The 21,880-nt window shown below is 59.6% G+C and carries 26 protein-coding genes; 15 read left to right on the top strand and 11 right to left on the bottom strand.

The features are described from left to right. Nucleotides 1–25: 25 nt before the first annotated feature. The 3 genes from JFU11_RS27195 to JFU11_RS27185 all read left to right on the top strand — a co-directional run bounded on the left by JFU11_RS27195 (nucleotide 26) and on the right by JFU11_RS27185 (nucleotide 2,146). Nucleotides 26–304 carry a hypothetical protein gene (locus JFU11_RS27195; protein WP_123357718.1) on the top strand — a complete coding sequence of 93 codons (279 nt, stop codon included), beginning with the start codon at nucleotides 26–28 and terminating at the stop codon, nucleotides 302–304. A 46-nt stretch (nucleotides 305–350) separates the two neighbouring features. Further along, entirely contained in the window at nucleotides 351–1,118 is a 768-nt protein-coding gene (locus JFU11_RS27190) for a CHAD domain-containing protein (RefSeq protein WP_123723176.1), read from the top strand. A gap of 230 nt (nucleotides 1,119–1,348) precedes the next feature. After that, complete coding sequence (locus tag JFU11_RS27185; RefSeq protein ID WP_052964055.1) at nucleotides 1,349–2,146, top strand: thioesterase family protein; 798 nt, start codon at nucleotides 1,349–1,351, stop codon at nucleotides 2,144–2,146. Here the strand turns inward: JFU11_RS27185 and JFU11_RS27180 are convergent, their stop codons facing one another. The 3 genes from JFU11_RS27180 to JFU11_RS27170 form a co-directional block, all read right to left on the bottom strand. After that, nucleotides 2,147–2,515 (bottom strand): Mpo1-like protein, encoded by a 369-nt coding sequence (locus tag JFU11_RS27180; protein WP_123723177.1) that lies wholly within the window; start codon nucleotides 2,513–2,515, stop codon nucleotides 2,147–2,149. It abuts the gene before it with no gap. Nucleotides 2,516–2,733: 218 nt separating this feature from the next. Beyond that, entirely contained in the window at nucleotides 2,734–4,215 is a 1,482-nt protein-coding gene (locus JFU11_RS27175; protein ID WP_201062675.1) for a methyl-accepting chemotaxis protein, read from the bottom strand. A gap of 207 nt (nucleotides 4,216–4,422) precedes the next feature. Then, a complete protein-coding gene (locus JFU11_RS27170; RefSeq protein WP_201062673.1) occupies nucleotides 4,423–5,232 on the bottom strand; it encodes a TatD family hydrolase in 810 nt (269 codons plus the stop codon). Between the two features lie 237 nt (nucleotides 5,233–5,469). Between JFU11_RS27170 and JFU11_RS27165 the strand changes: the two genes are divergently transcribed. The 3 genes from JFU11_RS27165 to JFU11_RS27155 all read left to right on the top strand — a co-directional run bounded on the left by JFU11_RS27165 (nucleotide 5,470) and on the right by JFU11_RS27155 (nucleotide 7,998). Continuing rightward, on the top strand, nucleotides 5,470–6,891 hold the full coding sequence (locus JFU11_RS27165; protein ID WP_123723180.1) for a transglycosylase SLT domain-containing protein: 1,422 nt from the start codon (nucleotides 5,470–5,472) through the stop codon (nucleotides 6,889–6,891). Between the two features lie 103 nt (nucleotides 6,892–6,994). Continuing rightward, nucleotides 6,995–7,429: a DoxX family protein gene (locus JFU11_RS27160; protein ID WP_123723181.1), complete on the top strand. Its 435-nt coding sequence runs from the start codon at nucleotides 6,995–6,997 to the stop codon at nucleotides 7,427–7,429. Nucleotides 7,430–7,689: 260 nt separating this feature from the next. Then, nucleotides 7,690–7,998 (top strand): class I SAM-dependent methyltransferase, encoded by a 309-nt coding sequence (locus JFU11_RS27155; RefSeq protein ID WP_123723182.1) that lies wholly within the window; start codon nucleotides 7,690–7,692, stop codon nucleotides 7,996–7,998. A 33-nt stretch (nucleotides 7,999–8,031) separates the two neighbouring features. On the opposite strand, the gene greB is transcribed toward JFU11_RS27155, so the two are convergent. Genes greB through JFU11_RS27140 form a run of 3 tightly spaced genes read right to left on the bottom strand, consistent with a single transcriptional unit; the run spans nucleotide 8,032 to nucleotide 11,762 of the window. Further along, on the bottom strand, nucleotides 8,032–8,529 hold the full coding sequence (gene greB / locus JFU11_RS27150; RefSeq protein ID WP_033057207.1) for a transcription elongation factor GreB: 498 nt from the start codon (nucleotides 8,527–8,529) through the stop codon (nucleotides 8,032–8,034). A 45-nt stretch (nucleotides 8,530–8,574) separates the two neighbouring features. Next, nucleotides 8,575–11,079 carry an ABC transporter permease gene (locus JFU11_RS27145; protein ID WP_201062671.1) on the bottom strand — a complete coding sequence of 835 codons (2,505 nt, stop codon included), beginning with the start codon at nucleotides 11,077–11,079 and terminating at the stop codon, nucleotides 8,575–8,577. Next, nucleotides 11,079–11,762 (bottom strand): ABC transporter ATP-binding protein, encoded by a 684-nt coding sequence (locus JFU11_RS27140; protein ID WP_007899869.1) that lies wholly within the window; start codon nucleotides 11,760–11,762, stop codon nucleotides 11,079–11,081. The genes JFU11_RS27145 and JFU11_RS27140 overlap by 1 nt, the downstream gene beginning before the upstream one ends. Nucleotides 11,763–11,772: 10 nt before the next feature. Here JFU11_RS27140 and JFU11_RS27135 point away from each other — a divergent pair, with 10 nt between their 5' ends. From JFU11_RS27135 to JFU11_RS27125, 3 genes are all read left to right on the top strand, one after another. Continuing rightward, nucleotides 11,773–12,378: an arylesterase gene (locus JFU11_RS27135; protein ID WP_201062669.1), complete on the top strand. Its 606-nt coding sequence runs from the start codon at nucleotides 11,773–11,775 to the stop codon at nucleotides 12,376–12,378. 56 nt (nucleotides 12,379–12,434) lie between these two features. Then, the gene (locus JFU11_RS27130) at nucleotides 12,435–12,728 is read left to right on the top strand and encodes a hypothetical protein (RefSeq protein WP_007899882.1); all 294 of its coding nucleotides are present in this window, start codon (nucleotides 12,435–12,437) and stop codon (nucleotides 12,726–12,728) included. A gap of 272 nt (nucleotides 12,729–13,000) precedes the next feature. Beyond that, nucleotides 13,001–13,972: a L,D-transpeptidase family protein gene (locus tag JFU11_RS27125; RefSeq protein WP_123723185.1), complete on the top strand. Its 972-nt coding sequence runs from the start codon at nucleotides 13,001–13,003 to the stop codon at nucleotides 13,970–13,972. A 123-nt stretch (nucleotides 13,973–14,095) separates the two neighbouring features. Here JFU11_RS27125 and oprI read toward each other — a convergent pair whose 3' ends face one another. Beyond that, the gene (gene oprI / locus JFU11_RS27120) at nucleotides 14,096–14,347 is read right to left on the bottom strand and encodes an outer membrane lipoprotei OprI (RefSeq protein ID WP_003172710.1); all 252 of its coding nucleotides are present in this window, start codon (nucleotides 14,345–14,347) and stop codon (nucleotides 14,096–14,098) included. Nucleotides 14,348–14,978: 631 nt separating this feature from the next. On the opposite strand from oprI, the gene JFU11_RS27115 reads away from it, so the two are divergent. Beyond that, nucleotides 14,979–15,260, top strand: coding sequence for a GNAT family N-acetyltransferase (locus tag JFU11_RS27115; RefSeq protein ID WP_007899932.1), 282 nt, complete (start codon nucleotides 14,979–14,981; stop codon nucleotides 15,258–15,260). Between the two features lie 64 nt (nucleotides 15,261–15,324). Here the strand turns inward: JFU11_RS27115 and JFU11_RS27110 are convergent, their stop codons facing one another. Continuing rightward, nucleotides 15,325–16,401 carry a 3-deoxy-7-phosphoheptulonate synthase gene (locus JFU11_RS27110; protein WP_201062667.1) on the bottom strand — a complete coding sequence of 359 codons (1,077 nt, stop codon included), beginning with the start codon at nucleotides 16,399–16,401 and terminating at the stop codon, nucleotides 15,325–15,327. Nucleotides 16,402–16,533: 132 nt separating this feature from the next. After that, a complete protein-coding gene (locus JFU11_RS27105; protein WP_123723186.1) occupies nucleotides 16,534–16,962 on the bottom strand; it encodes a PilZ domain-containing protein in 429 nt (142 codons plus the stop codon). Between JFU11_RS27105 and JFU11_RS27100 the strand changes: the two genes are divergently transcribed. The 5 genes from JFU11_RS27100 (at nucleotide 16,961) to cysB (ending at nucleotide 20,920) form a co-directional block, all read left to right on the top strand. Further along, nucleotides 16,961–17,347: a thioredoxin family protein gene (locus tag JFU11_RS27100; RefSeq protein WP_201062665.1), complete on the top strand. Its 387-nt coding sequence runs from the start codon at nucleotides 16,961–16,963 to the stop codon at nucleotides 17,345–17,347. The genes JFU11_RS27105 and JFU11_RS27100 overlap by 2 nt on opposite strands. Then, nucleotides 17,344–18,300, top strand: a complete 957-nt coding sequence (locus JFU11_RS27095) for a putative 2-dehydropantoate 2-reductase (RefSeq protein ID WP_201062663.1) — start codon at nucleotides 17,344–17,346, stop codon at nucleotides 18,298–18,300. Before JFU11_RS27100 ends, JFU11_RS27095 begins: the two co-directional genes overlap by 4 nt. A gap of 25 nt (nucleotides 18,301–18,325) precedes the next feature. Next, a complete protein-coding gene (locus JFU11_RS27090; RefSeq protein ID WP_123723189.1) occupies nucleotides 18,326–19,231 on the top strand; it encodes a 5'-nucleotidase in 906 nt (301 codons plus the stop codon). 97 nt (nucleotides 19,232–19,328) lie between these two features. Continuing rightward, nucleotides 19,329–19,832 carry a universal stress protein gene (locus tag JFU11_RS27085; protein ID WP_123723190.1) on the top strand — a complete coding sequence of 168 codons (504 nt, stop codon included), beginning with the start codon at nucleotides 19,329–19,331 and terminating at the stop codon, nucleotides 19,830–19,832. 113 nt (nucleotides 19,833–19,945) lie between these two features. After that, entirely contained in the window at nucleotides 19,946–20,920 is a 975-nt protein-coding gene (cysB, locus tag JFU11_RS27080; RefSeq protein ID WP_007899921.1) for an HTH-type transcriptional regulator CysB, read from the top strand. A gap of 9 nt (nucleotides 20,921–20,929) precedes the next feature. Here the strand turns inward: cysB and JFU11_RS27075 are convergent, their stop codons facing one another. Both JFU11_RS27075 and JFU11_RS27070 read right to left on the bottom strand, forming a co-directional pair. Beyond that, nucleotides 20,930–21,412, bottom strand: a complete 483-nt coding sequence (locus tag JFU11_RS27075; RefSeq protein ID WP_052964027.1) for a GreA/GreB family elongation factor — start codon at nucleotides 21,410–21,412, stop codon at nucleotides 20,930–20,932. Nucleotides 21,413–21,426: 14 nt separating this feature from the next. Beyond that, the gene (locus tag JFU11_RS27070; RefSeq protein WP_123723191.1) at nucleotides 21,427–21,834 is read right to left on the bottom strand and encodes a hypothetical protein; all 408 of its coding nucleotides are present in this window, start codon (nucleotides 21,832–21,834) and stop codon (nucleotides 21,427–21,429) included. Between the last annotated feature and the right edge of the window lie 46 nt (nucleotides 21,835–21,880).

Here is a 21,880-nt window from a genome sequence, read left to right as displayed (position 1 = left end):
GTTTATTATCTTTGAGGTGTGAGTGATGAAAGCCTGGATCTGTGTGCCTTTGATTGCATTGGCGCTAGCCGGTTGTGCCGGTAAAACCGCTTACCGTGACAGCTGCGGTAGCCAACTCGACGCCGCCTGGCATGAGTTGGACCTGGCCAAGGTCGAAGGCTTTGCCGGGACCGTCAGCTACTCCAAGGCGCTGTCGTTGCTGACCGGTGCCAAGACCCAGCAGCAATTCGAAGCATACGAGGGCTGTACCAAGAAGGCCGAGAAGGCGCGCTTCTACATTCGTGAGTCTCGCGCTGGCCGTTGAAGCATGATGTAGCACACTTGGGGTAATTCGATTCAGGGAGCAAGCGATGTCTGCCTTGGTTGATCGGTTGGTGGCTCAAGTTCTGAGCCTGGACGTTCGCTTGCTCGCCTGTCAGGCACGCTTGAGTGCCCGCACTGACTCTGAAGCGCTGCACGATCTACGCACCACCGTGCGGCGTTTGCGCAGCCTTCTGCGGCCCTTGCGCGGTTTGCCCGGGGTCGAGCAACTGGAAGCGGCGGCATCCCGGGTCGGTGACCTGACCACGCCGTTGCGCGATCGCGAAGTGCTGGCGGCGTACTTGCTCGAGCACGATCAACCTGAGGCCGCGCACCGACGCATGGTGCGGATGGCCGAGGCTTATCCCCTCGTAGCGGCGAGCCCGGAACTGGCGCAGATGCTGATGATCCTCGACGCCTTTCCGCGTTTTCTGCGGGCTTCCCAGCGTCAGGGCTTGCTCAAGGGCTTGCGCAAGCGCATCGAAAAACGCCTGGGCAAACAATGGAAGAAACTCGACCAGGCCCTGCATGACCCCGCCCATGACCGCCATCGCCTGCGCCTGCTGATCAAGCGCGTGCGCTATGGCATCGAAGCCTACCCCGAACTGGATCGCTTGCCGAAAGCGGCCCTGCCCAGACTGAAATCGGCGCAGGCTGCCTTGGGTGATTGGCACGACAGCTGGCAGTGGCTGGACCGCGCCAAAGAAGAGCCCGATTTGCAGCCATGTGTCGCGGTCTGGAAAACCACCTTGGCCAAGGCCGAAGCGCGCGCCGACCGCGTCCTCGACAAATTCAGCGCCGCCTGCTTCAAATCCTGAAACCACCAAAGATCAACTGTGGGAGCGAGCCTGCTCGCGATGGCGGCATGACAGCCAGCATCAATGTTGAATGTCATGGCCTCATCGCGAGCAGGCTCGCTCCCACATTAGTTTGTGTGTTCAATGTTGGCACGGCTCATCTGTCAGTGATTTTGGCCGGAATAAGCGCTGTGTCGGTTTTGCGGGCTGGTTAAGATCGTTCCATCCATTTTCCTGCCTCTGAGGTTTCCATGCACTTTTCCGATCTGCTCGACGCTGTTCGCAGTCAGCCGCAGGAGTTGTCCATTCCGGCCGAATGGGGTCAGGGGCGGGCGAGTTTTGGTGGGCTGATAGCCGCCTTGCAATACGAAGCCATGCGCGCAAAAGTCCCGGCGGATCGTCCAGTGCGTTCGCTGGCAATCACCTTTGTCGGCCCGGTCGAGCCCGATGTGCCGGTCAGCTTTGAAGTCGATGTGCTGCGCGAAGGCAAAGCCGTCAGCCAGGTACTGGGCCGGGCAATGCAGAAGGGGCAAGTGGTGACGTTGGTCCAGGGCAGCTTCGGTGCCTCGCGACCTTCCGAAGTGGCGGTCACGGCCAACGCTGCGCCCGAGATGAAACACTGGGACGACTGCCAGGAAATGCCCTATATCAAAGGGGTGACCCCGGAATTCATGCGTCATTTGGCAATGCGCTGGAGCATTGGCGGCCTGCCGTTCACCGGCAACACCTCCCGCGATATGGGTGGTTGGGTGCGCTTGCGTGGAGAAGGGAAAGACGAGGTGGTCAACGAGGCGCATATTCTGGCGCTGGTCGACGCTTGGCCTCCGTCCTTGTTGTCGCATCTGAAGAAACCGGCGGCAGGCAGCACGCTGACCTGGACCATCGAATTCGTCCAGCCGTTGCTGGCATTGAGCACGCTGGACTGGTGCAAGTACCTGGTTGAAATCGAGTATGCCGCTGATGGCTACGGGCACGCCGCCGCAAAACTATGGAGCGAAGACGGCCAGTTGATCGCCATGAGCCGGCAGACAGTCACGATTTTCGCCTGATCAGTGACGACGACGGTGGCGTTCACGCCAGGCGCGCCACCAGCCGCCACTGAAGAAAAACCGTGGGAAGGTCAGGAACTGCTCGACCATCAAGCGTGATACCGCATCTTTGCGATCACTGAACGGCTCGGAGGCCTGCGCCTCCAGGCGGTGACCGTGACGCTGCAGGCCCAGGGCGGCGATCAGGCCGATAACGCCGATCGCGATGCTCGCCAGATCCAGGCTGAACACCCCCGAGACCATCAGCAAAAACGCCACGATGAACAGCGGCACGGCAATCAGGTGCAACACCAGATTGGTCGGGTGCTGGTGATTATGCGGGTACGCTCGCCATTGCCAGGCGGGAAGGTTGGGATGACGTTTGCCCATGATGCATATCCTTTGATTCGTTGAGGCGCTTGAATAAAGAATAGGCTTGGCGCGGGCCGTCGGCGAATCAAGGCTGGCTATCGGCGCAATAGGTGTGATGGTCAGGATTGATGTTGCTCGATCTGACGCCTTCGCGGGCAAGCCCGCTCCCACAGGTAATGCGCAAATTTTGCAATAGCGCTGATCCTGTGGGAGCGGGCTTGCCCGCGATGGGGCCGTCACAGTTTCAGCTGACCGATAGCCTTGCTCAATTCCCCCGCCAACATCGCCAGCTCATTGCTGGTAATCGCTGAATTCACGGTCTGCTGCACGGTGTTTTCGGTCACGTCGCGAATGCTCACCACCGCCCGATTCATCTCCTCCGCCACATGGCTCTGCTGTTCGGCTGCCACCGCGATCTGCGTATTGCTTTCACGCATCTGCGCCACCGCAGTGGTGATTTCGGCCAGGGCCACACTGGCTTCCTGAGCCTGTTGCATGCAGTCATCTGCCTTGTACGAGCTTTCCTGCATGAAGTCCACGGCGTCCCGGGTGCCAGCCTGCAGCGCTGAAACCATGGTGGTGATCTCGTCGGTGGACGCCTGGACGCGTTTGGCCAGGTTACGCACTTCATCGGCGACCACCGCAAACCCGCGGCCCATTTCACCGGCCCGGGCCGCTTCGATGGCGGCGTTAAGGGCCAGCAGGTTGGTCTGTTCGGCGATGCTGTGGATCACGCTGACCACGCCGTTGATCTTCTGGCTGTCTTCGGCCAGACGCTGAATCATCTCGGCCGTTTGCTGCACGCCGGTGGACAATCCGCCAATCGATATCTGCACCCGAGTGACTACTTCCTGGCCACTGCCAGCCAGGGTGTCGGCGGTTTGCGAGAGGTCGCGGGTGGCGCCGGCGTGTTGGGCGATGTGATGGACAGTGGCAGTCATTTCGTTGATCGCCGTGGCGGCCTGATCGGTTTCGCTTTGTTGACCGAGCATGCCGTGACGCACCTCGTTCATGCTCGACGCCAGCCGCGCGGCACCGACATCCAGTTGCCGGGCAGTGCTGGCGACGGTGTTGACCACCCGCTGGTAACCGGCCTGCATGGCGTTGAAGGCGTTGGCCATCTGCCCGACTTCATCCTTGCAAGCCAGCGGCACACGGGCCGACAGGTCGCCGGTTTTCTCGACGTGGAGCATCACGTCTTTCAAGGTGTTGAGCTGGCTGAGCAGGAAGCGGATCAACAGTTGCGACGCACCGAGCATCGCCAGCATCAAGATGAATACCGCTACCGCGTAGTGGGTGAAGCGTTCGCCGAACACTTGGCTCAGGCTCGGGCCATAGGCAATCACCGCGATCTGTTGACCGTCAGGGCGAGTGAACACCTCGGCGCCCATCAACGGGTTTTCACCGTACAGCGGCATAGCGTTGATCTCGACCCAACCGTTGGTATCGGTCAGCTCCAGCACCGGTTGCCCATTCAGTAACGGCGCCTGCCCGCGATTGAAGGTCAGCAGGTGATCGGCCTTGGGCAGCGGCTGCCCGGCAGGCCAGGCATTGATCAATCGCGCCTGGGCCTGGGCCGACGCCTGGGCGGCGTGGCTGCGGGCCTGTTGTTCAAGCTGTACGGCGTACAGCACCAGCAACAGGGTGGTGACGAAGGCGACGGCGTTGACCGCCCAGAATTTGTATTTCAGCGAGATGTTGCTAAGCCAGGCACCCATGGAGGTCTTCTCTGATAGCGGAAACAGTTTTGGCAAGGTGCCAGTATTGTGCCGCTACTCAGGACGTTGAATCTTGATGTGGATCAACGGGCACCACCGCCAACCTGTGGGAGCGGGCTTGCCCGCGATAGCTGTGTATCAGGCGCCAGAGATGTTGACTGATATTCCGTCATCGCGGGCAAGCCCGCTCCCACAGGTTGGCGGTGGTTATTGGGGGATTGAGGGCAGACCGAAGAACGCCCGCGCACAGGCCGTGCTGTGAGCAGCCAAATCTTCCACCGTTTCCCCACGATGCAACGCCACCTCACGCAACACTTCAGTCAGATACGCCGGCTCGTTGCGACCATTCTTCGGCTTGGGGCGCAGACTGCGGGGCAGCAGATACGGCGCATCGCTCTCCAGCATCAAGCGCCCGCGTTTAATCTCTTTGACCAGCGGATGCAGGTGCGTACCCCGGCGTTCATCGCAGATCCAGCCAGTGATGCCGATGTGCAAATCCAGATCGAGGTAGCTGAACAGCGCCTTTTTTTCACCGGTGAAGCAGTGCACCACGGCGGCCGGCAACTGGTCGCGGTAATCACGCAGGATCTCCAGCAATCGTTGGCTGGCATCGCGCTCATGCAGGAACACCGGCAATTGCAGCTCGACCGCCATCGCCAGATGTTCTTCTAAGACTTTTTCCTGTTGCGGGCGGGGCGAGAAATCGCGGTTGAAATCGAGGCCGCATTCACCCACGGCGACCACGTTTTGCTCCTTGAGCAAACTGCGCAGACGCTGAGCGCTGTCGGCGTTCCAGTCGCTGGCCGAGTGCGGGTGAATACCGGCCGTAGCGAACAGCCGCTGAGCACTTTCGTCCAGTTGGTGGCACAGCTCCAGGGCCTGTTCACTGCCCTCGACGCTGGTCCCGGTGAGCACCAATTGGCAGACCCCGGCAGCATAGGCACGGTCGAGTACAGCCTGGTGTTTGTCGGCGAAACTGGGGTTGGTCAGGTTGACGCCGATATCGATGAGTTGCATGGTGCTACCTCGGACCAAAGGCCGGAAAGCATATCAGAGCTGTAGATTTATAAGAAAAGCCAAGAACTACAACCAGTTAAAGCTGTCTGTTGAGGCCGCGCGCGAGGTCAGGGTTGGTAGATTTGCCATCACTGTGCCACTCTCACGCACTTTACCAGCGCTTCAGGCGCTCTGTTTCTGTCGCTCGACGTCATGAAATCACCCATGAGGTCGGCCAGTATTCTTTCCGGAGAGTGGATGATTCGTCCCTCGGTTTTGTTACTGCTGTGTTGCTCGTTGCTGCTGCCAATGCCGGCGGTTGCGCGTCTGGCCGGACCGTTGCAAGCCGTGCCGGCGGCCAAGGTCCGCGACTTGGCGGAGATTCGCAGCAGTCGTGTGTTGCGGGTGTTGGTCAACCAGAGCCGCAACAGCTCCGGTGAAGTCCAGGGCCAGGCCATCGGCGTCGAATACCACCGCCTGCGCGCTTTCGAACAATACCTCAACGGCCATGCCCGTGACGGCCAGGAAATCACCCTCAAGATCATTCCCAAAGCCAAGGATCAACTGCTCGGCGCGTTGCAGCGCGGGGAGGGTGATCTGGTCGCGCCGGGGGAATTGCTCGATCCGCAATCGGACCTCGCGGTCAGCACCAGCCAACCGATTGCCAGCAATGTGCCGTTGCTGCTGGTGGGGATCAAAGGCGAACGACGTTACACCCGCCTCGAACAACTCTCGGGCAAAACCCTCGCACTGCCCACCGGCAGTGCCGCCGGAGATGCGGTCAGTCAGATCAATCAGAAACTTGCGCTGCACAAATTGCCTGCGGTGAAGATCGAGTGGGTCGATCCAAGCCTGGCGGTCGAGGACGTGCTGGAAATGGTCCAGGGCGGGATTTTTCATCTGACGATTGTCGAGCAACCGATTGCCGAACGCTGGGGCAAGATCCTGCCCAAATTGCGCTTCGATCGACAGGTCCTTATCAGCGAGCCAGGCGAGGAATACTGGTTCGTGCGCCGCGACGCCTCAATGCTGCGTTCGAGCATTGATCGCTTCCTGACTACCTACAAGAAGCCGTCGGACCAGGATGCGGCGTTCCTGCGGATCTATCGACGCTTGTATCAAGTGCACTATCCCTTGGCCAAGGCCGATCGGCAGCGCCTGGAAAAACTTCGACCGGTGTTGCAGAAACACGCTGAAGCCCAAGGCATGGACTGGCTGAACCTGGCAGCGCTGGCCTTCAAGGAGTCGGCGCTGCAACCCAACGCCAGAAGCGGTAGCGGCCCCACCGGCCTGATGCAAATCACCCCGTCCGCCGCCCAACGGGTTGGCGTGAGTAATATTCAAAACCTCGACGCCAATGTGCAGGCCGGCGCCAAGTACCTGGCGATGATCCGCCGCAAGTTTTTTGCCAGCCCCAAACTCAACGAACGCGAGCGCATGGCGTTCGTGCTGGCGGCCTACAACATGGGGCCGGAGCGGGTTCAGGGTATGCGCGCCGAGGCCCGGCGACGCGGCCTGAATCCTAATCAGTGGTTTTTCCAGGTCGAGCGCATCGCCATGGAGCAGGTGGGAATGGGGGCTGTCAGCTATGTTAATAGCGTGAACAAGTATTACTTGGCGTTCGATCGGGAGAGGGAGTCGTTGGAGCCTCAGGGGCAAAAAGTGGCCTCACGGAAATGATCGACTAATATGATTGTTATGGTGCGTTTTTTGCGCTTTTAACATGAGTTTTACTGATTAATATAGCGGCCAACCAACACACACTCACAATGGATGACACAGCATGAGCACTCTGATCAACAAGGTACTGTTCACTCGCGCGGGCTACGGTCTGACGATTCTGCGTATTTTCGTCGGCATTATCTTCGCGGCCCATGGCTCACAGAAACTCTTCGGTGCATTCGGCGGCTACGGCATTGCCGGCACCGCGCAGTACATGGAAAGCATCGGGCTGGCACCTGGTCATCTGATGGCGATCCTGGCGGGTGGTACCGAGTTCTTCGGCGGTCTGGCGCTGATCATCGGCCTGCTGGTACGCCCGGCAGCGCTGGGGCTGACCTTCCTCTCGCTGGTGGCTATTTTCACGGTGCACATCAGCAACGGTCTGTTCATGGCTAACAACGGTTATGAGTTCGCCCTGGCCTTGCTTGGTGGCAGCCTCGCGGTGCTGATCGAAGGTGCAGGCAAGCTGTCGGTAGACCGCGCCATCACCGACTGACCGCTCTCGCTCAACAAAAAGGCCTGCATTGTGCGACGCACTGTGCAGGCCTTTTTTGTTGCGCGTGATTCTTGACACTGTCCGGTCAGCTTCTCTAGGATGCTGCCCATGCGCCGATTTAAACAGCTACTTGCGGGGCGCCAGGTGACTCATTCAGTTGCCGATAGAAGCTTGAAACAGGCTTCGAAATACCGCTAAAGCGCTGGTTCGGTGTTGCCTCTCACCTGCCATGCAGACTTTTGAGGCAGAGACACGACACAATGAATGCATTAAACCCCGTTATACGTCCCGCGCCGATCACGGCACACCTCACCCAGCGCAATCCAAAAATCCTGCTTGGCGGTAAACATCAGCCGACGCTTTTGCGTTACCTCGATGGCTGGCCACGTCGTACCGGTGGGCCTGCTGCCTTCCTGATTCAATTTGTCGACGACGGCGAGTCACTGGCACGGTTTGCCAACGACAGTTTCGATCTGGCGGTGATTCTGGCACCCAACGCCGAGGATGCGCCGGAAGTGATCAGGCAGCTGACTCGCGTGGCTCGCCAAGGGCTGATTACCCGTCGCTGAGATTCAGGGCGCTGTGGCTCAGAGCGCCGCGGCTCAAAGATACTCGATCGCCACGATATACACGCATTGTTCACCGGTCGGTGTCTGGACCCGCACTTCGGCGTCCAGTGCTTTGCCAATCAAGGCGCGCGCCAACGGTGAGTCGATGCTGATCAGGCCTAGTTTCAGATCCAGCTCATCCGGCCCGACGATGCGATAGCGCGACTCTTTGCCGTCTTCATCTTCAATCGTGACCCACGCGCCAAAGTAAACCTTGTTCGGATCGCTGGGTTTCTCACTGACAACCTTGAGCGCTTCCAGGCGTTTGGTGAGAAAGCGCACGCGACTGTCGATCTCGCGCAGCATCTTTTTGCCGTAGGTGTATTCGGCGTTTTCCGAGCGATCGCCCTGTGCCGCCGCCTCGCTGACCGATTGCGTCACTTGCGGTCGACGCACATGCCAGAGTTCATGAAACTCGGCCCGCATCCGCGCTTCACCTTCGGGGGTGATCAGCGCGGTGCCAGCGGTGCGGGGAGGGCGATAACGGCTCATGGCGGCTTCTTGTGGTTGAATACGTGATCAGAGCGCTTGAGTTTATCAACCCTCGCGCAAGACTGTCAGGGGGCTGGCGTTCAAGGCGCGGCGCGTGCCGAACACACCGGCACCGCCGATCAGCACGGCCCCGATCAGCGGCAACACCAACAGCCATGGATGCGGGTGCCAAGGCAGGTCGAAGGCATAACGGTAGAGCACCATGCTCACCAGTTCCGAACCCAGTGCCGCCAACAATCCGCTGACCGCGCCGAGCAGGCCGAACTCGATCCGCCGGGCCCTGACCAGCAACTGTCGTTCGGCACCCAGCGCTCGCAGCAATGCACCTTGGCGAATGCGTTCATCCAGCGTTGCCTGCAACCCGGAGAACAACACCGCCATCCCCGCCGCCAATACAAACAACAGCACGTATTCCACCGCCAGGGTTACTTGAGCGAGGATACTGCGCAGCTGCGCGAGCAAGGCTTCGACTTGCAGAATGGTCACTGCCGGAAAGCTGCGGGACAGGTCGACGATCTGCTGATCGTGACCGGCCGCCAGATAGAAACTGGTCAGGTAGGTGGCCGGCAAGTCCTTCAAGGTGCCTGGCTGGAAGATCATGAAAAAGTTCGGCTGGAAGTTGTCCCAGTTGATCTCCCGCAGGCTGGTGACTTTCGCCTCCCGATTGACCCCGCCGACGGTGAACACCATGTGATCGCCGAGCTTGAGTTTGAGGCTTTCGGCGACTTTACCTTCCACCGAAACACCGGGTATTTCATCTGCTGGTTGCTGGCCCCACCAGTTGCCGGCGGTGAGTTTGTTGCCCGCTGGCAGGTCTGCCGCCCAGGTCAGGCTCAAGTCGCGTTGAATGGCTCGATCACCGGCCGAATCCTTGCTGACGATTTCCTGTACCGGTTCGCCGTTGATGCTGATCAGCCGTCCCGGCACCACCGGGTACAGCGGCGCCGATTGTGCCGACAACTCCATCAGTCGATCGGTAAAGGCTTGCTTGTCCGCCGGCAGAATGTTCAGGGCGAAATAATTCGGGGCATTTTTCGGCAACTGGTTTTGCCAGGTGTCGAGCAATTCGCCACGCAGCAAAGCGATCAGCGCCATGGACAGCAGAATCAAACCGAAGGCCAGGGCTTGACCCGCCGCCGCCAGTGGATGGCGCAGCAGTTGGCCCAACCCGAGGCGCCATGGCAATGAGGCGCGCGCGAGCATCCGGCGCAGGCTCTTCAGTAGCAGCAACAGCAAACCGCCAAGCACCAGTGCCGCGATCACACCGCCGCCGAGCAGGGCGAAGGTCAGCAACAGGTCCAGGCTCAAGCGCCACATGATCAGGCCGAGGGCGCCCAATGCCGCGCCATAAACAATCCAGGTGCTGGACGGAATCGGCAGCATGTCGCGACGCAACACGCGCAGCGGCGGCACTCGACCCAATGCGGCCAGTGGCGGCAGGGCGAAACCGGCCAGCGCGACCAGCCCGGTGCCGATCCCGGCGAAGGCCGGGAACAGGCCCCCCGGTGGAACATCGGTCGGCAGTAAATCACGCAGCAGCGCAAACAGCCCAAGCTGTGCCAGCCAGCCGAGCAGGGCGCCGCTGATGCTGGCGAGCAGTCCGAGTACGGTCAGTTGCAGACTGAACAGCACCATGGTTTCCCGACGGGACAGACCCAGGCAGCGCAGCAATGCACTGGCATCGAATCGGCGAGTGGCGAAGCGTGTCGCCGACAACGCCACCGCCACGCCGGACAGCAACACTGCGACCAGACTGGCCATGTTCAAATAACGTTCAGCCTTGCCCAGGGCGCCGCCGATCTGTCGATTGCCGTCCCGGGCATCCTGGATGCGTTGGTTGGCCGCCAGCCCGGGTTTGATCAGTTGACGATAGGTTTCCAGCGCCTCGGCTTTGCCGCGCCAGAGTTCCCGGTAACTGACCCTGCTACCGGGTTGCACCACACCGGTCGCCTCAAGGTCGCCAAGGTTGATCAGCACCCGTGGTGTCAGGCTGTAGAAATTGCCGGCGCGATCCGGTTCGTAGGTCAGCACTCGCGCCAGCGTCAGGGTTTTCATGCCGACATCGATGCTATCGCCGATCTTCAAGTCCAGTGCGGTCAGCAGTCGCGCTTCGACCCAGGCTTCGCCGGGTTTCGGACCGCCACCGGGTTCTTCCGACGCGAAGGGCGCTGGGGCGCTTTTCAGTTCGCCACGCAACGGGTAGACGTCATCGGCGGCTTTGATACTGGACAGCTGAATGCCGTTGTCGGTGGCAATGACGCTGGAAAACTCCACTACTTGAGCGTGCTCAAGGCCCAGCTCAGTGCCGCTCCTTACCTGCTCGGGCCGCGCCGGTGAGCTACCTTCGAGCACCAGGTCGGCGCCGAGAAATTCGGTGGCGCGCAGCATCATGGCGCCGTTCAGGCGGGCACCGAAGTAACCGATGGCGGTACTCGCCGCCACGGCCACCAGCAAGGCGAAGAACAACACGCGCAACTCACCGGCGCGGGCATCGCGCAACAGTTGGCGGATGGCGAGACTGAACAGGCGCAACAGCGGCAAGCGTGCCATCAAGGCTCCAGAGGGGCGACCAGCAGGCCGGCTTCAAGGCGGATCAGGCGCCGGCAGCGATGTGCCAGGCGTTCGTCGTGGGTCACCAGCACCAGGGTCGTGCCGCTTTCCTGGTTGAGTTCGAACAACAGATCGCTGATGCGCTCGCCGGTGTGGCTGTCGAGATTGCCGGTGGGTTCATCGGCGAACAGCACGTCGGGCTCAGCGGCGAACGCCCGGGCAATCGCCACGCGTTGTTGCTCGCCACCGGAAAGCTGACGTGGCGAGTGGGTCAGGCGTTGGCCCAGACCGACTCGTTGCAGCAGTTCGGTAGCCCGCTCGCGGGCGTCTTTGCGGCCATCGAGTTCCAGCGGCAGCATGACGTTTTCCAGGGCGTTGAGACTGTCGAGCAGCTGGAATGATTGAAAGACAAACCCCACGTGCTCGGCGCGGATGCGCGCGCGCTGGTCTTCATCGAGATTGCTCAGGCCTTGCCCGGCGAGGGTGACTTCGCCGCTGCTCGGCAGGTCGAGGCCGGCGAGCAGGCCCAGGAGGGTGGATTTGCCGGAACCGGAAGCGCCGACGATGGCCAGGCTATCGCCCTTGTTCAGTTCCAGGCTGAGTTCGTGCAGGATAGTCAGTTCACCTTCCGCGCTCGGAACCACTTTGCTGAGGTTCTTCGCGGTGAGAATGCTTGCGCCCATGGAGAATCCGATGCGAGTGTGGTTTTTGAGTGCTGGCCTGGCCTTGATGTGCATGGCCCAGAACGCAGCGGCGGGTACAGTCCTGATCGTTGGCGATAGTATCAGCGCCGGTTTCGGCCTGGATACCCGCTTGGGGTGGGTGTCATTGCTTGAGCAACGGCTCAAGCGCGAAGGTTTCGACGATAAAGTGGTCAATGCATCCATCAGCGGCGACACCAGTGCCGGAGGCCGGGCGCGCCTGCCGGCGCTGCTTGCAGAGCATAAGCCAGAGTTGGTTATCCTCGAGTTGGGGGGCAACGATGGGTTGCGCGGAATGCTGCCAACACAATTGCAACAAAATCTTGCGTCGATGATCGACAGCTCCCGCGCCAGTGGTGCCAAGGTATTGCTACTGGGTATGCAACTGCCACCCAACTACGGTGTGCGTTACACCCAGGCCTTTGCCGAGGCTTTCACCAAGGTCGCCAACGAGAAAAAGATCCCGCTGGTGCCGTTTTTTCTCGACGGTGTGGGCGGTCATCCGGACCTGATGCAAGGCGACGGCCTGCACCCGGCTGCGGCGGCTCAGGACAAGTTGCTGGAAAATGTCTGGCCGACACTGAAACCGCTGCTTTGACGCTTTTCTAGTGGCGGTGTTTCGGCTAAGGTGGCGCCCCCGATTTGGAGCCCCCGATGCCGCGTCCTGCCTGGTCCCTTTTTGCCTACCAACTGATCGAGCCTGACGAACAGCTGGATCTGTTCGCCTGCCAGGAAGTGCGGGTACATCTGGTGACCCGTCAACTGGAGTTGGGCGGCTCGGCGGACCGAACCTTGTGCGGCAGCCTGTTGCCGGCGCAACCGCGCTGGTCGAGCGTCGACCGCACCGTGTTCCAGGATCAGCGCCTGTGCTCGCTGTGCCGGGCCATTCTGGAATCGCAAAAACGCGGCACCTCGCCGATCTGGCCCGAGTTGCGGTTCGAGCTTTAGGGCCCTGTGGCGAGGGAGCTCCTGTGGCGAGGGGGCTTGCCCCCGTTGGGTCGCGCAGCGGCCCTGAACAGGCGCTGCAGTCTGTGAGACATTTCTCGATCACCGCGATGACGACTGCTGCGCAGCCGAACGGGGGCAAGCCCCCTCGCCACAGGTAAGTCCCCTCACCGCCGATCCCCCCAACCACAGGTCTTTACGTCTCCCCGAAATAACGGGCGGCGGTGTACAATCCCGTTTTTATACCCTTGTCGATCATGCGAAGGATTTTCCGGATGTTGCCGCGCTTTCCCGCCGTCACCCGCTGCCTGTCTCTTGCCGCCCTCTGTGTCGCGGGTCCGGTAGCAGCATTGGAGCTACCCCTGCCACCCCCTGGTGAAGACATCATCGGTCAGGTGCAAGTGATCAAGGCCAAGTACGAAGATACCTTCGCCGACCTTGGCACCACCTACGATCTTGGCTATTCGGAAATGGTCGCGGCCAACCCAGGCGTTGATCCATGGTTGCCGGGCGCCGGTACCGAAGTGGTGCTGCCGACGCGCTTCATCCTGCCGCCGGGGCCCCGTGAAGGCATCGTCATCAACCTGGCTGAATACCGTCTCTACTATTTCCCGAAAGGCCGGAACGTGGTGTACACCTTCCCGCTAGGTATCGGCCGTGAAGGCTGGGGCTCGCCAATTGCCCACACCAGCATTGTCGCCAAGACGCCGAACCCGACCTGGACGCCTCCAGCGTCGATCAAGGCCGAGCACGCCGCCGATGGCGATCCACTGCCGAATGTGGTGCCGGCCGGCCCGGACAACCCGCTGGGGCCGTTCAAGTTCACGCTGGGCACTCCGGGCTACCTGATCCACGGTTCGAACAAGAAGTTCGGTATCGGCATGCGCACCAGCCACGGTTGCTTCCGCATGTTCAACAACAACGTGCTGGAAATGGCCAGCATGGTGCCGGTCGGGACGTCGGTGCGGATCATCAACGACCCGTACAAGTTCGGCCTCAGTGGCGGCAAGGTTTATCTGGAAGCGCACACGCCGCTGGACGATATGGGCAACCCTTCGGTAGTCGACAAGCACACCGCAGTGATCAATGCGATGCTCAAGCGTGAGGACATCACCAACAACTTGCGCATGAACTGGGATGTAGTGCGTGACGTGGTGGCCGCTGAAGATGGCCTGCCGGTGGAAATCGCCGTGCCGAATGCGTCGGCGCCGATGGTGTCGAGTGCACCGATCGACCTGCAGCAGTAACGCGTTAAAGCAACCCGCCGACGCAGGCCGCGTCGGCGGGTTTTTTATGGCCTGCAGAAACAGCGGGCAATAAAAAAGCCGACCCAAAAAATGGGTCGGCTTGATAACAATCCCGAAGGACTATTACTTGCGGCTAGCTTTTTCCAGCATGCGCAGAGCACGCTCGTTAGCTTCGTCAGCAGTCTGTTGTGCTTTTTGAGCAGCAGCCAGAGCTTCATCAGCTTTACGGTAAGCTTCGTCTGCACGAGCCTGGGAGCGAGCTGCTGCGTCTTCAGTAGCAGTCAGACGTGCTTCGGTTTCTTTCGATACGCTGCTGCAACCGGTAGCCAGAACTGCGGCCAGAGCCAGAGCAGAGAATTTCAGAACGTTGTTCATCGTGTTCCCCTTCAAGGACTTTCTATTAAGTAGCTGTCTCCTCAGAGTGAGGAAATAGCCGGCGTACATACTACCCATTACTTGTAGTAAGTAAACTGACGTAGAGCAAGAAGCAAAAAAAATTGTAGGCGTTGATTCTTTTTCGAGCAACTTTTAACTGCATTGTATAAAAAATATCCAGCTGCGAGGCCCGAGCTGAGCGAGCCGCCGAGGAAAAGTTCCCGGTGTCGGCAGCTGTTTTTCAGTCTCGACTAAAGTCTATCTAGATGGAATCGTCCACACTTTTGTTCGGATTTTGCGCAGCCGCCCTCATATCTTTATCCATGTTGAGGTGACTTAAACAAAGGGCGCTCGTCTTATGTCTCAATATCCGGCAATGTTCAGGCCTGAACTCGGGAATATCCCGTTCGAGCCACCCCTGCATTACCCCAGGCAACACCCGCCTGCCAGCATGACGAGCGTCCCTTGAGCATTTCTGCCAATGGTGCCTACTATTTGATACGTGCTCGGTTTCGCGAGATTGGTGTTGCTCTCTCGGTGTCCATTCAGGCACGGGGTGGCGTAGATGTTCCTTCGCCGGAAAAACATCGGTAAGGTAGGGGTCAGAATTAAAGACCCGCGAGGAGTAGTGATGAGCGAGGCGTTGTCCATCCACCATGACCAGGCTGGTCATCAGTTCGAGACCACTGTGGACGGTTATCGTGCCTACCTGACCTATATGGATCTGGGAAAACAGACCCTGGATATTTATCGTACCTTCGTGCCCAACGCGCTGCGTGGTCGCGGCATCGCGGCGGCGTTGACCGAGCAGGCACTGCAATACGCCGAGGAAATGGGCTACACAGTCATTCCATCGTGTTCCTATGTGGAGCGCTACATGGAGCGTCACGCACGGCATGCCGCCAAGCTGTGAATAAAGCGAACGCATAAAAAAACGCCAGGTTTAAGCCTGGCGTTTTTTTTGCGTGAAACGGCGATTAGCTGCGATCGCGTTTCGGCAACACATCCTTGAGCTTGGTGTGCATGCTGCGCAAGGTGTTTTCGGTGGCGGTCCAATCGATGCAGGCATCGGTGATCGACACGCCGTATTGCAGGTCGGCGAGGTCTTTCGGGATCGCCTGGCAGCCCCAGTTCAGATGACTTTCGACCATCAGGCCGATGATCGACTGGTTGCCTTCGAGGATCTGGTTGGCGACGTTCTCCATCACCAGCGGTTGCAGGGCCGGGTCCTTGTTGGAGTTGGCGTGGCTGCAATCGACCATGATGTTCGGCTTGATCTTCGCTTTGTTCAGCGCTTGCTCACAGAGCGCGACGCTGACCGAATCGTAGTTCGGTTTGCCGTTACCGCCGCGCAACACCACGTGACCGTAGGCGTTGCCCTTGGTGGTGACGATCGACACGCCACCTTCCTGGTTGATACCCAGGAAACGGTGCGGGCTGGAAACCGATTGCAAGGCGTTGATGGCCACCGTCAGGCCGCCATCGGTGCCATTCTTGAAGCCGACAGCCGAGGACAGGCCGGAAGCCATTTCACGGTGAGTCTGGGATTCGGTGGTGCGTGCGCCGATCGCCGACCAGCTGATCAGGTCCTGCAAGTATTGCGGGGAGATCGGGTCGAGGGCTTCGGTCGCAGTCGGCAGGCCCATCTCGGCCAGGTCCAGCAGCAACTGACGACCGATGTGCAAACCATCCTGAATCTTGAACGAGTCGTCCAGGTACGGATCGTTGATCAAGCCTTTCCAGCCGACGGTGGTGCGTGGCTTCTCGAAATACACGCGCATGACCAGATACAAGGTATCGGACACTTCGGCCGCGAGCACTTTCAGGCGCTCGGCGTATTCGTGGGCAGCCTTGATGTCATGGATCGAGCACGGCCCGATCACGACGAACAGGCGGTGGTCGGTGCCATCAAGAATGTTGCGAATGACTTCGCGGCCCTTGGTGACGGTGCGCAGGGCAGCGTCGCTCAGAGGGATGTCACGCTTGAGCTGATCGGGAGTGATCAGGGTCTCGTTGGAGGCGACGTTAAGGTCGTTGATCGGTAAATCAGCCATCGTTTACTCGTCAGGTCACGGGTGCCGGCCGCCAGCGAACCCGCGCGGCGGAGCACAGCAAATTAAGCGCGTCGGGGAGCTGAACCTTAGCGCGTTACACCGTGGCTCGACAATGGGCAGACACTGGTTTTGCTACGCAAATGCCTTGCGAACCGTGTCGTGGGAGAACTCGTTGGCGTGCAGCTGGACCCATTCGAGGGCCAGGGTCTGGTTGCTCAGCTGTTCGCTTTGGGGTTCGTGCTGACGGCAGTAACGTTCGATCTGGCAAACCTGCTCGCCCATTCGCGCGCTGAACAGGGTCTGTTCGTCGACGAAGGCGATGCCCACCAGATAGCTGCGTTTTCGCCGCAGACACCAGGCAACATAGCCCAGGTAACAGATCGTGGTGCTCAGGGTGGGCATGCGCACTTGAAGTGCGGTGCCCCTTCGCCATCCGCGGTGGTAATTGCAAGCCATGCCGCCGAGGCTGATAGTGTGCAGCTCTTGCCGCGAAATGCACTCATGTTTGAGCAACGTCAATTCGACGGGTACATCGTCAGGATGAGGAAGATAACGTCCCATGAACACGGACTCCCTGTGTCGGCCATCTGACATCGTTTCTCCCAGTATAGTGGTCGAATCGGAACTGACTGATTTCGACGCCGACCAGCGGCTGTTGGCGATGAACGGTATTTCCCTGGTGATCTTTACCAGCGTCGGCTGCGCCAGTTGCCGTTTTGCCCGTGAGCAATTGCCCACGTTCGATCTGGCGGTCGATCGACTGTGCTGGATCGATGCCGGAAACAATGGCGGAGTGGTCGAGCGTTATCGGGTCTTTCATTTACCGGCGCTGTTTGTGGTGCGCGACGGCGGGTTCTTCGGGGCACTACAGTCACGCCTGACCCGCACGGCACTCAATGAGGCCTTGGATCAGGCGTTGAGTCGACAAGCAGAGGAGTTGCCATGACAGATACAAGGGCCAAACCGACAATCGGCATTATCGGGACCGGCGCGATCGGTGGTTTCTACGGAGTGATGCTGGCGCGTGCCGGCTTCGATGTGCACTTTTTGTTGCGCAGTGAGTTTTCAGCGGTCGCCGAACATGGCTTGCATCTCGACCATGCGTCGTTGGGCCCGCTGGTCCTGAACCCGGTCCAGGCGTATTCGTCGGCTGCCGACATGCCGCCATGTGACTGGCTACTGGTGGGCGCCAAGACCACCAGTAACGCGGATTTGGCACCGGCCATTATTCAAGCCGCGGCGCCTGATGCCAAAGTGCTGCTGCTGCAAAATGGCCTGGACGTCGAAGACAGTCTGCGCGAGTTGCTCCCCGATTCGCTGCACCTGCTCGGCGGGCTCTGTCTGATCTGCGTCCATCGCGCCGGCCCAGGGGTCATTACCCATCAGGCGCTCGGTGCCGTGAATGTCGGTTACCACAGCGGCCCCGCCGCCGATGAACAGGCGCGCATGAACATCGTCGAGGAGGGCGCCGGGCTGTTGCGCGCCGCCGATATCGACGCCCAGGCCATGCCGAACCTGCATCAGGCGCGCTGGCAGAAACTGGTCTGGAATATTCCCTACAACGGCCTGTCGGTTCTGCTTGGGGCCAGCACCACACCCTTAATGACGGATGCCGACAGCCGCGCGCTGATTCAGGCCTTGATGGCCGAAGTGGTTCAGGGGGCCAAGGCCTGTGGCCACGACATGCCGCCGGGTTACGCCGATTATCTGTTCATGATGACCGAGAAAATGCCCGACTATTGGCCGAGCATGTACCACGACTTCCTGCACAAGCGACCGCTGGAACTGGACGCGATCTACACTCGGCCACTGGCAGCGGCGAAGGCGGCGGGATGTGAATTACCGCGCATCGAAGCCTTGTATCGCAGCTTGAGTTTTATCGATCGACGTAATCACTGAGTCGGTCAAAAGGAGAGGGAAGGGCATGGCAAATGGTATAGACGACAAACTGGTGCTGGCGATTTCTTCGCGAGCACTGTTCGACTTGAGCGAGAGCCACAAGGTTTATCTGTCGAGCGGCGTCGAGGCCTATCGGCAATACCAGATCGAACACGAAGACGAAATTCTTGAGCCCGGCGATGCGTTCCCGTTGGTCGAAAAACTGCTGAGCCTGAATGCCAGTCTCGGCCGTGCCCGGGTCGAGGTAATCCTGGTGTCGCGCAACAGCGCCGACACCGGCCTGCGGGTTTTCAACTCTATTCATCACTATGGCCTGGCGATCTCGCGTGCGGCATTTGTCGGCGGACGCAGTCCTTATCCGTACCTCAAGGCCTTTGGCTGCGACCTGTTTCTTTCGACCCATTCCGACGATGTGCGCAGTGCGCTGGATGCGGGTTTCGCCGCAGCGACTATTCTGTCGGGCGGTGCCAGTCGCGCCGCCAGTGATGAATTGCGCATTGCTTTTGACGGTGACGCGGTGCTGTTTTCCGATGAGTCGGAGCGGGTCTATCAGTCGGGAGGCCTGGCGGCGTTTCAGGCCAGCGAACGCGAGTCAGCCCGCGAACCTCTGCGTGGCGGACCGTTCAAAGGCTTCCTCGCAGCGCTCAATCTTTTGCAGCGCGAGTTCCCCGATGATGCCTGTCCGATTCGCACCGCGCTGGTGACCGCGCGCTCGGCGCCGGCCCATGAACGGGTGATCCGCACCTTGCGCGAATGGGATATCCGTCTGGACGAATCGCTGTTCCTTGGGGGGCTGACCAAATCGGCGTTTCTCGAAGCCTTTGCCGCCGACGTATTTTTCGACGATCAGGCTGGCCATTGCGAGCTGGCCCGCGAAGTGGTCGCCACCGGTCACGTGCCGCATGGCATCAGTAACGAGCCGTCGATTTAAAGCGCTGCGGTTCAATGCGTTGCGCCGAACGCCGCTCTCGCCACGGCACTGCTAAGCTGAATCAATCTCCGCTATGTTGGCATTAAAGGAGGTCACTATGATTCATTCGATGCTGTATGCCACCGACCTCGGTCTGTATGCACCTTTTGTGATGCAGCATGCGTTGGCACTGGCTCGAACATTCAATGCCGACTTGTATGTGGTGCACGCGGTTGAGCCGATGGGATTGTTCGCCGAGTCGGTGCTTCAGAGTTACCTCGATGAGCAGGCCTTGAACGAGTTTCACAGTCAGGGTCTGAGTACGGTAATTGCCAATATCGAGCAACGGGTGCTCGACAGCTTTCGCGAAGAACTGGGGGATGAGGGGGAGCAGGACCTGGAACGGATTCGGGCGGTGCGGGTGCTGCAGGGCGATCCGTCGCAGGTGATTCTCGACCAGGCGCAGAAACTCTCCGTCGATTTGCTGATCGTAGGGAGTCACAGTCATGGCGCTGGCGCGGAAACGCCATTGGGCCGAACCGCTGCGCGCGTGTTGCAACTGTCCAGGGTGCCGGTGTATCTGGTGCCGCTGATGGAACGTCGCCGCAAAGGGGATCGCTAGGACACGAATAATGGCGTTTTGATAAAAAAGTTCTAGATTTATTAATCAAACCATTAATATAGTTATATACCGTCGCTGATGCCCGTGGCGTCTACCTGCTTTGAGGGATTCATATGAAGCTTCAACAATTGCGCTACATCTGGGAAGTGGCGCACCACGACCTCAACGTTTCAGCTACAGCCCAAAGCCTCTACACCTCGCAACCGGGCATCAGCAAACAGATCCGTCTGTTGGAAGACGAATTGGGGGTCGAGGTTTTCGCCCGCAGCGGCAAGCACTTGACCCGGGTTACCCCGGCCGGCGAGCGCATCATCACCACCGCTGGTGAGATCCTGCGAAAAGTTGAAAGCATCAAGCAGATCGCCCAGGAATTCTCCAACGAGAAAAAAGGCACCCTGTCGATCGCCACCACGCACACCCAGGCGCGTTATGCGTTGCCACCGGTGATCAGCAATTTCATCAAGCAATACCCGGACGTTGCCCTGCACATGCATCAGGGTTCGCCGATGCAGATCGCCGAGATGGCCGCTGACGGCACCGTCGATTTCGCCATCGCCACCGAAGCGCTGGAGTTGTTCGGCGACCTGGTGATGATGCCGTGCTACCGCTGGAACCGCTGCGTGGTCGTGCCTCAGGGCCACCCGCTGACCAAGCTGTCGAAGCTGACTCTCGAAGCCTTGGCCGAATACCCGATCGTGACCTACGTGTTCGGTTTCACCGGCCGTTCGAAACTCGACGAAGCCTTCAGCCATCGCGGCCTGACACCGAAAGTGGTGTTCACCGCGGCCGACGCCGACGTGATCAAGACTTACGTTCGTCTGGGCCTGGGCGTGGGCATCGTGGCGAAAATGGCGGTCGACACCAAGCTCGACAGCGACCTGGTGGTGCTCGATGCCAGCGAGTTGTTCGAATCCAGTATTACCAAAATCGGTTTCCGTCGCGGCACGTTCCTGCGTGGTTTCATGTGCGACTTCATCGAGAAATTCGCTCCGCACCTGACCCGCGAAGTGATGGCCAAGGCCATTCAGTGCCACAACAAACAGGAACTGGAAGAGCTGTTCGACGGCGTCGAACTGCCGGTGCATTAATCGTTTTTTCTAGATCACCTCGGTGACAGAAAACTGTTGCCGAGCGCCCGCCACCAGAATCTCCACTTCATCCCCTTCGAACTTGCCCAGCAGGCTTTTGCCCAGCGGTGAGCGAGGGGTGATGACGGTAATCAGTTGCCCCACCAGATCAATCTTCAGCCCGGCCGCGTCAGGGGCCAGGAACAGCCATTGCTCGCGTCCCTTTTCGTCTTCCAGACCGAGCAGGGCGCCGACCTCGATACCGCGCTGATCGTCATAAGGCCGTAATGTCAGGTTCTGGCAAAGGGTCAATGACTGCCTGATTTCTTCCACTCGTTTGGCCTGTCCGGCCGCCAGGTAAGACGCCTCCAGCCCCAACGTGTCGTACTTGTTTTCGGCTATGTTTTCTTCGTGGGTCGCGGTTTCGTAAGCGGTTTGCGCGGCCCGCTCGGCGATGTCGAGATCGATCCGCAGCTTGTCGATAATCAGTTGGTGGACGGTCGGCTTGTGCATAGAGAGCTTCATGATCAATCGCAGAATTGCAGGACGTTGGCGCGGCTTTTTTCGCTCGGCGCAGTTTGATTCTGCTGCAGCCAGAACTGGCATTTTGGATTGGACAGATTGTGTTTGCTGCTTCTGGCCTGTTCCACCATTTGCTGCTGTTCATTCCTGCGCAGATGGTCCTCGTACTGCTCGAACATCGGGCTCTGCGGGGCAGGTTGGGCAGGTTGCTCAATCACCGGTGGCTTGGCCAGTTGTTCCACCGCCTGGGCCAAGGGCGCTAATTGTTCGTTGAACAACAGGCGCCAGGCGAGCCAGCAGGTCAGTGCGATCGCGATGAATCCCAGCCACAAACCGAGGGCAATGCTGCCGGTCAGTTGCAGCGCATTAAACTGGATCGGCAAGGGACGGCGCGGGTTGGGACGGTAGGGCATTACTGCCTCCTGGCGGGTAGTCGCGGGCAAGTGGCGATTGTCGCAT

Origin of the sequence: Pseudomonas sp. TH37, assembly GCF_016650735.1 — a bacterium.
Lineage (GTDB): Bacteria > Pseudomonadota > Gammaproteobacteria > Pseudomonadales > Pseudomonadaceae > Aquipseudomonas > Aquipseudomonas farris.
The sequence above is the reverse complement of the archived record's forward strand: the minus strand, read 5'-3'. Positions and strand labels throughout refer to the sequence as shown.

Bases quoted from the DNA above. Each gene is read 5' to 3' on its own strand.
- cysB (WP_007899921.1), top strand. From the start codon at position 19,946: ATGAAGCTTCAACAATTGCGCTACATCTGGGAAGTGGCGCACCACGAC.
- JFU11_RS27070 (WP_123723191.1), bottom strand. From the start codon at position 21,834: ATGCCCTACCGTCCCAACCCGCGCCGTCCCTTGCCGATCCAGTTTAAT.
- JFU11_RS27075 (WP_052964027.1), bottom strand. From the start codon at position 21,412: ATGCACAAGCCGACCGTCCACCAACTGATTATCGACAAGCTGCGGATC.
- greB (WP_033057207.1), bottom strand. From the start codon at position 8,529: ATGAGCCGTTATCGCCCTCCCCGCACCGCTGGCACCGCGCTGATCACC.
- JFU11_RS27160 (WP_123723181.1), top strand. From the start codon at position 6,995: ATGAGCACTCTGATCAACAAGGTACTGTTCACTCGCGCGGGCTACGGT.
- JFU11_RS27100 (WP_201062665.1), top strand. From the start codon at position 16,961: ATGAACACGGACTCCCTGTGTCGGCCATCTGACATCGTTTCTCCCAGT.
- JFU11_RS27190 (WP_123723176.1), top strand. From the start codon at position 351: ATGTCTGCCTTGGTTGATCGGTTGGTGGCTCAAGTTCTGAGCCTGGAC.
- JFU11_RS27115 (WP_007899932.1), top strand. From the start codon at position 14,979: ATGAGCGAGGCGTTGTCCATCCACCATGACCAGGCTGGTCATCAGTTC.
- JFU11_RS27135 (WP_201062669.1), top strand. From the start codon at position 11,773: ATGCGAGTGTGGTTTTTGAGTGCTGGCCTGGCCTTGATGTGCATGGCC.
- JFU11_RS27085 (WP_123723190.1), top strand. From the start codon at position 19,329: ATGATTCATTCGATGCTGTATGCCACCGACCTCGGTCTGTATGCACCT.
- JFU11_RS27110 (WP_201062667.1), bottom strand. From the start codon at position 16,401: ATGGCTGATTTACCGATCAACGACCTTAACGTCGCCTCCAACGAGACC.
- JFU11_RS27195 (WP_123357718.1), top strand. From the start codon at position 26: ATGAAAGCCTGGATCTGTGTGCCTTTGATTGCATTGGCGCTAGCCGGT.
- JFU11_RS27095 (WP_201062663.1), top strand. From the start codon at position 17,344: ATGACAGATACAAGGGCCAAACCGACAATCGGCATTATCGGGACCGGC.
- JFU11_RS27105 (WP_123723186.1), bottom strand. From the start codon at position 16,962: ATGGGACGTTATCTTCCTCATCCTGACGATGTACCCGTCGAATTGACG.
- JFU11_RS27180 (WP_123723177.1), bottom strand. From the start codon at position 2,515: ATGGGCAAACGTCATCCCAACCTTCCCGCCTGGCAATGGCGAGCGTAC.
- JFU11_RS27130 (WP_007899882.1), top strand. From the start codon at position 12,435: ATGCCGCGTCCTGCCTGGTCCCTTTTTGCCTACCAACTGATCGAGCCT.
- JFU11_RS27170 (WP_201062673.1), bottom strand. From the start codon at position 5,232: ATGCAACTCATCGATATCGGCGTCAACCTGACCAACCCCAGTTTCGCC.
- JFU11_RS27175 (WP_201062675.1), bottom strand. From the start codon at position 4,215: ATGGGTGCCTGGCTTAGCAACATCTCGCTGAAATACAAATTCTGGGCG.
- oprI (WP_003172710.1), bottom strand. From the start codon at position 14,347: ATGAACAACGTTCTGAAATTCTCTGCTCTGGCTCTGGCCGCAGTTCTG.
- JFU11_RS27155 (WP_123723182.1), top strand. From the start codon at position 7,690: ATGAATGCATTAAACCCCGTTATACGTCCCGCGCCGATCACGGCACAC.
- JFU11_RS27125 (WP_123723185.1), top strand. From the start codon at position 13,001: ATGTTGCCGCGCTTTCCCGCCGTCACCCGCTGCCTGTCTCTTGCCGCC.
- JFU11_RS27140 (WP_007899869.1), bottom strand. From the start codon at position 11,762: ATGGGCGCAAGCATTCTCACCGCGAAGAACCTCAGCAAAGTGGTTCCG.
- JFU11_RS27165 (WP_123723180.1), top strand. From the start codon at position 5,470: ATGATTCGTCCCTCGGTTTTGTTACTGCTGTGTTGCTCGTTGCTGCTG.
- JFU11_RS27090 (WP_123723189.1), top strand. From the start codon at position 18,326: ATGGCAAATGGTATAGACGACAAACTGGTGCTGGCGATTTCTTCGCGA.
- JFU11_RS27185 (WP_052964055.1), top strand. From the start codon at position 1,349: ATGCACTTTTCCGATCTGCTCGACGCTGTTCGCAGTCAGCCGCAGGAG.
- JFU11_RS27145 (WP_201062671.1), bottom strand. From the start codon at position 11,079: ATGGCACGCTTGCCGCTGTTGCGCCTGTTCAGTCTCGCCATCCGCCAA.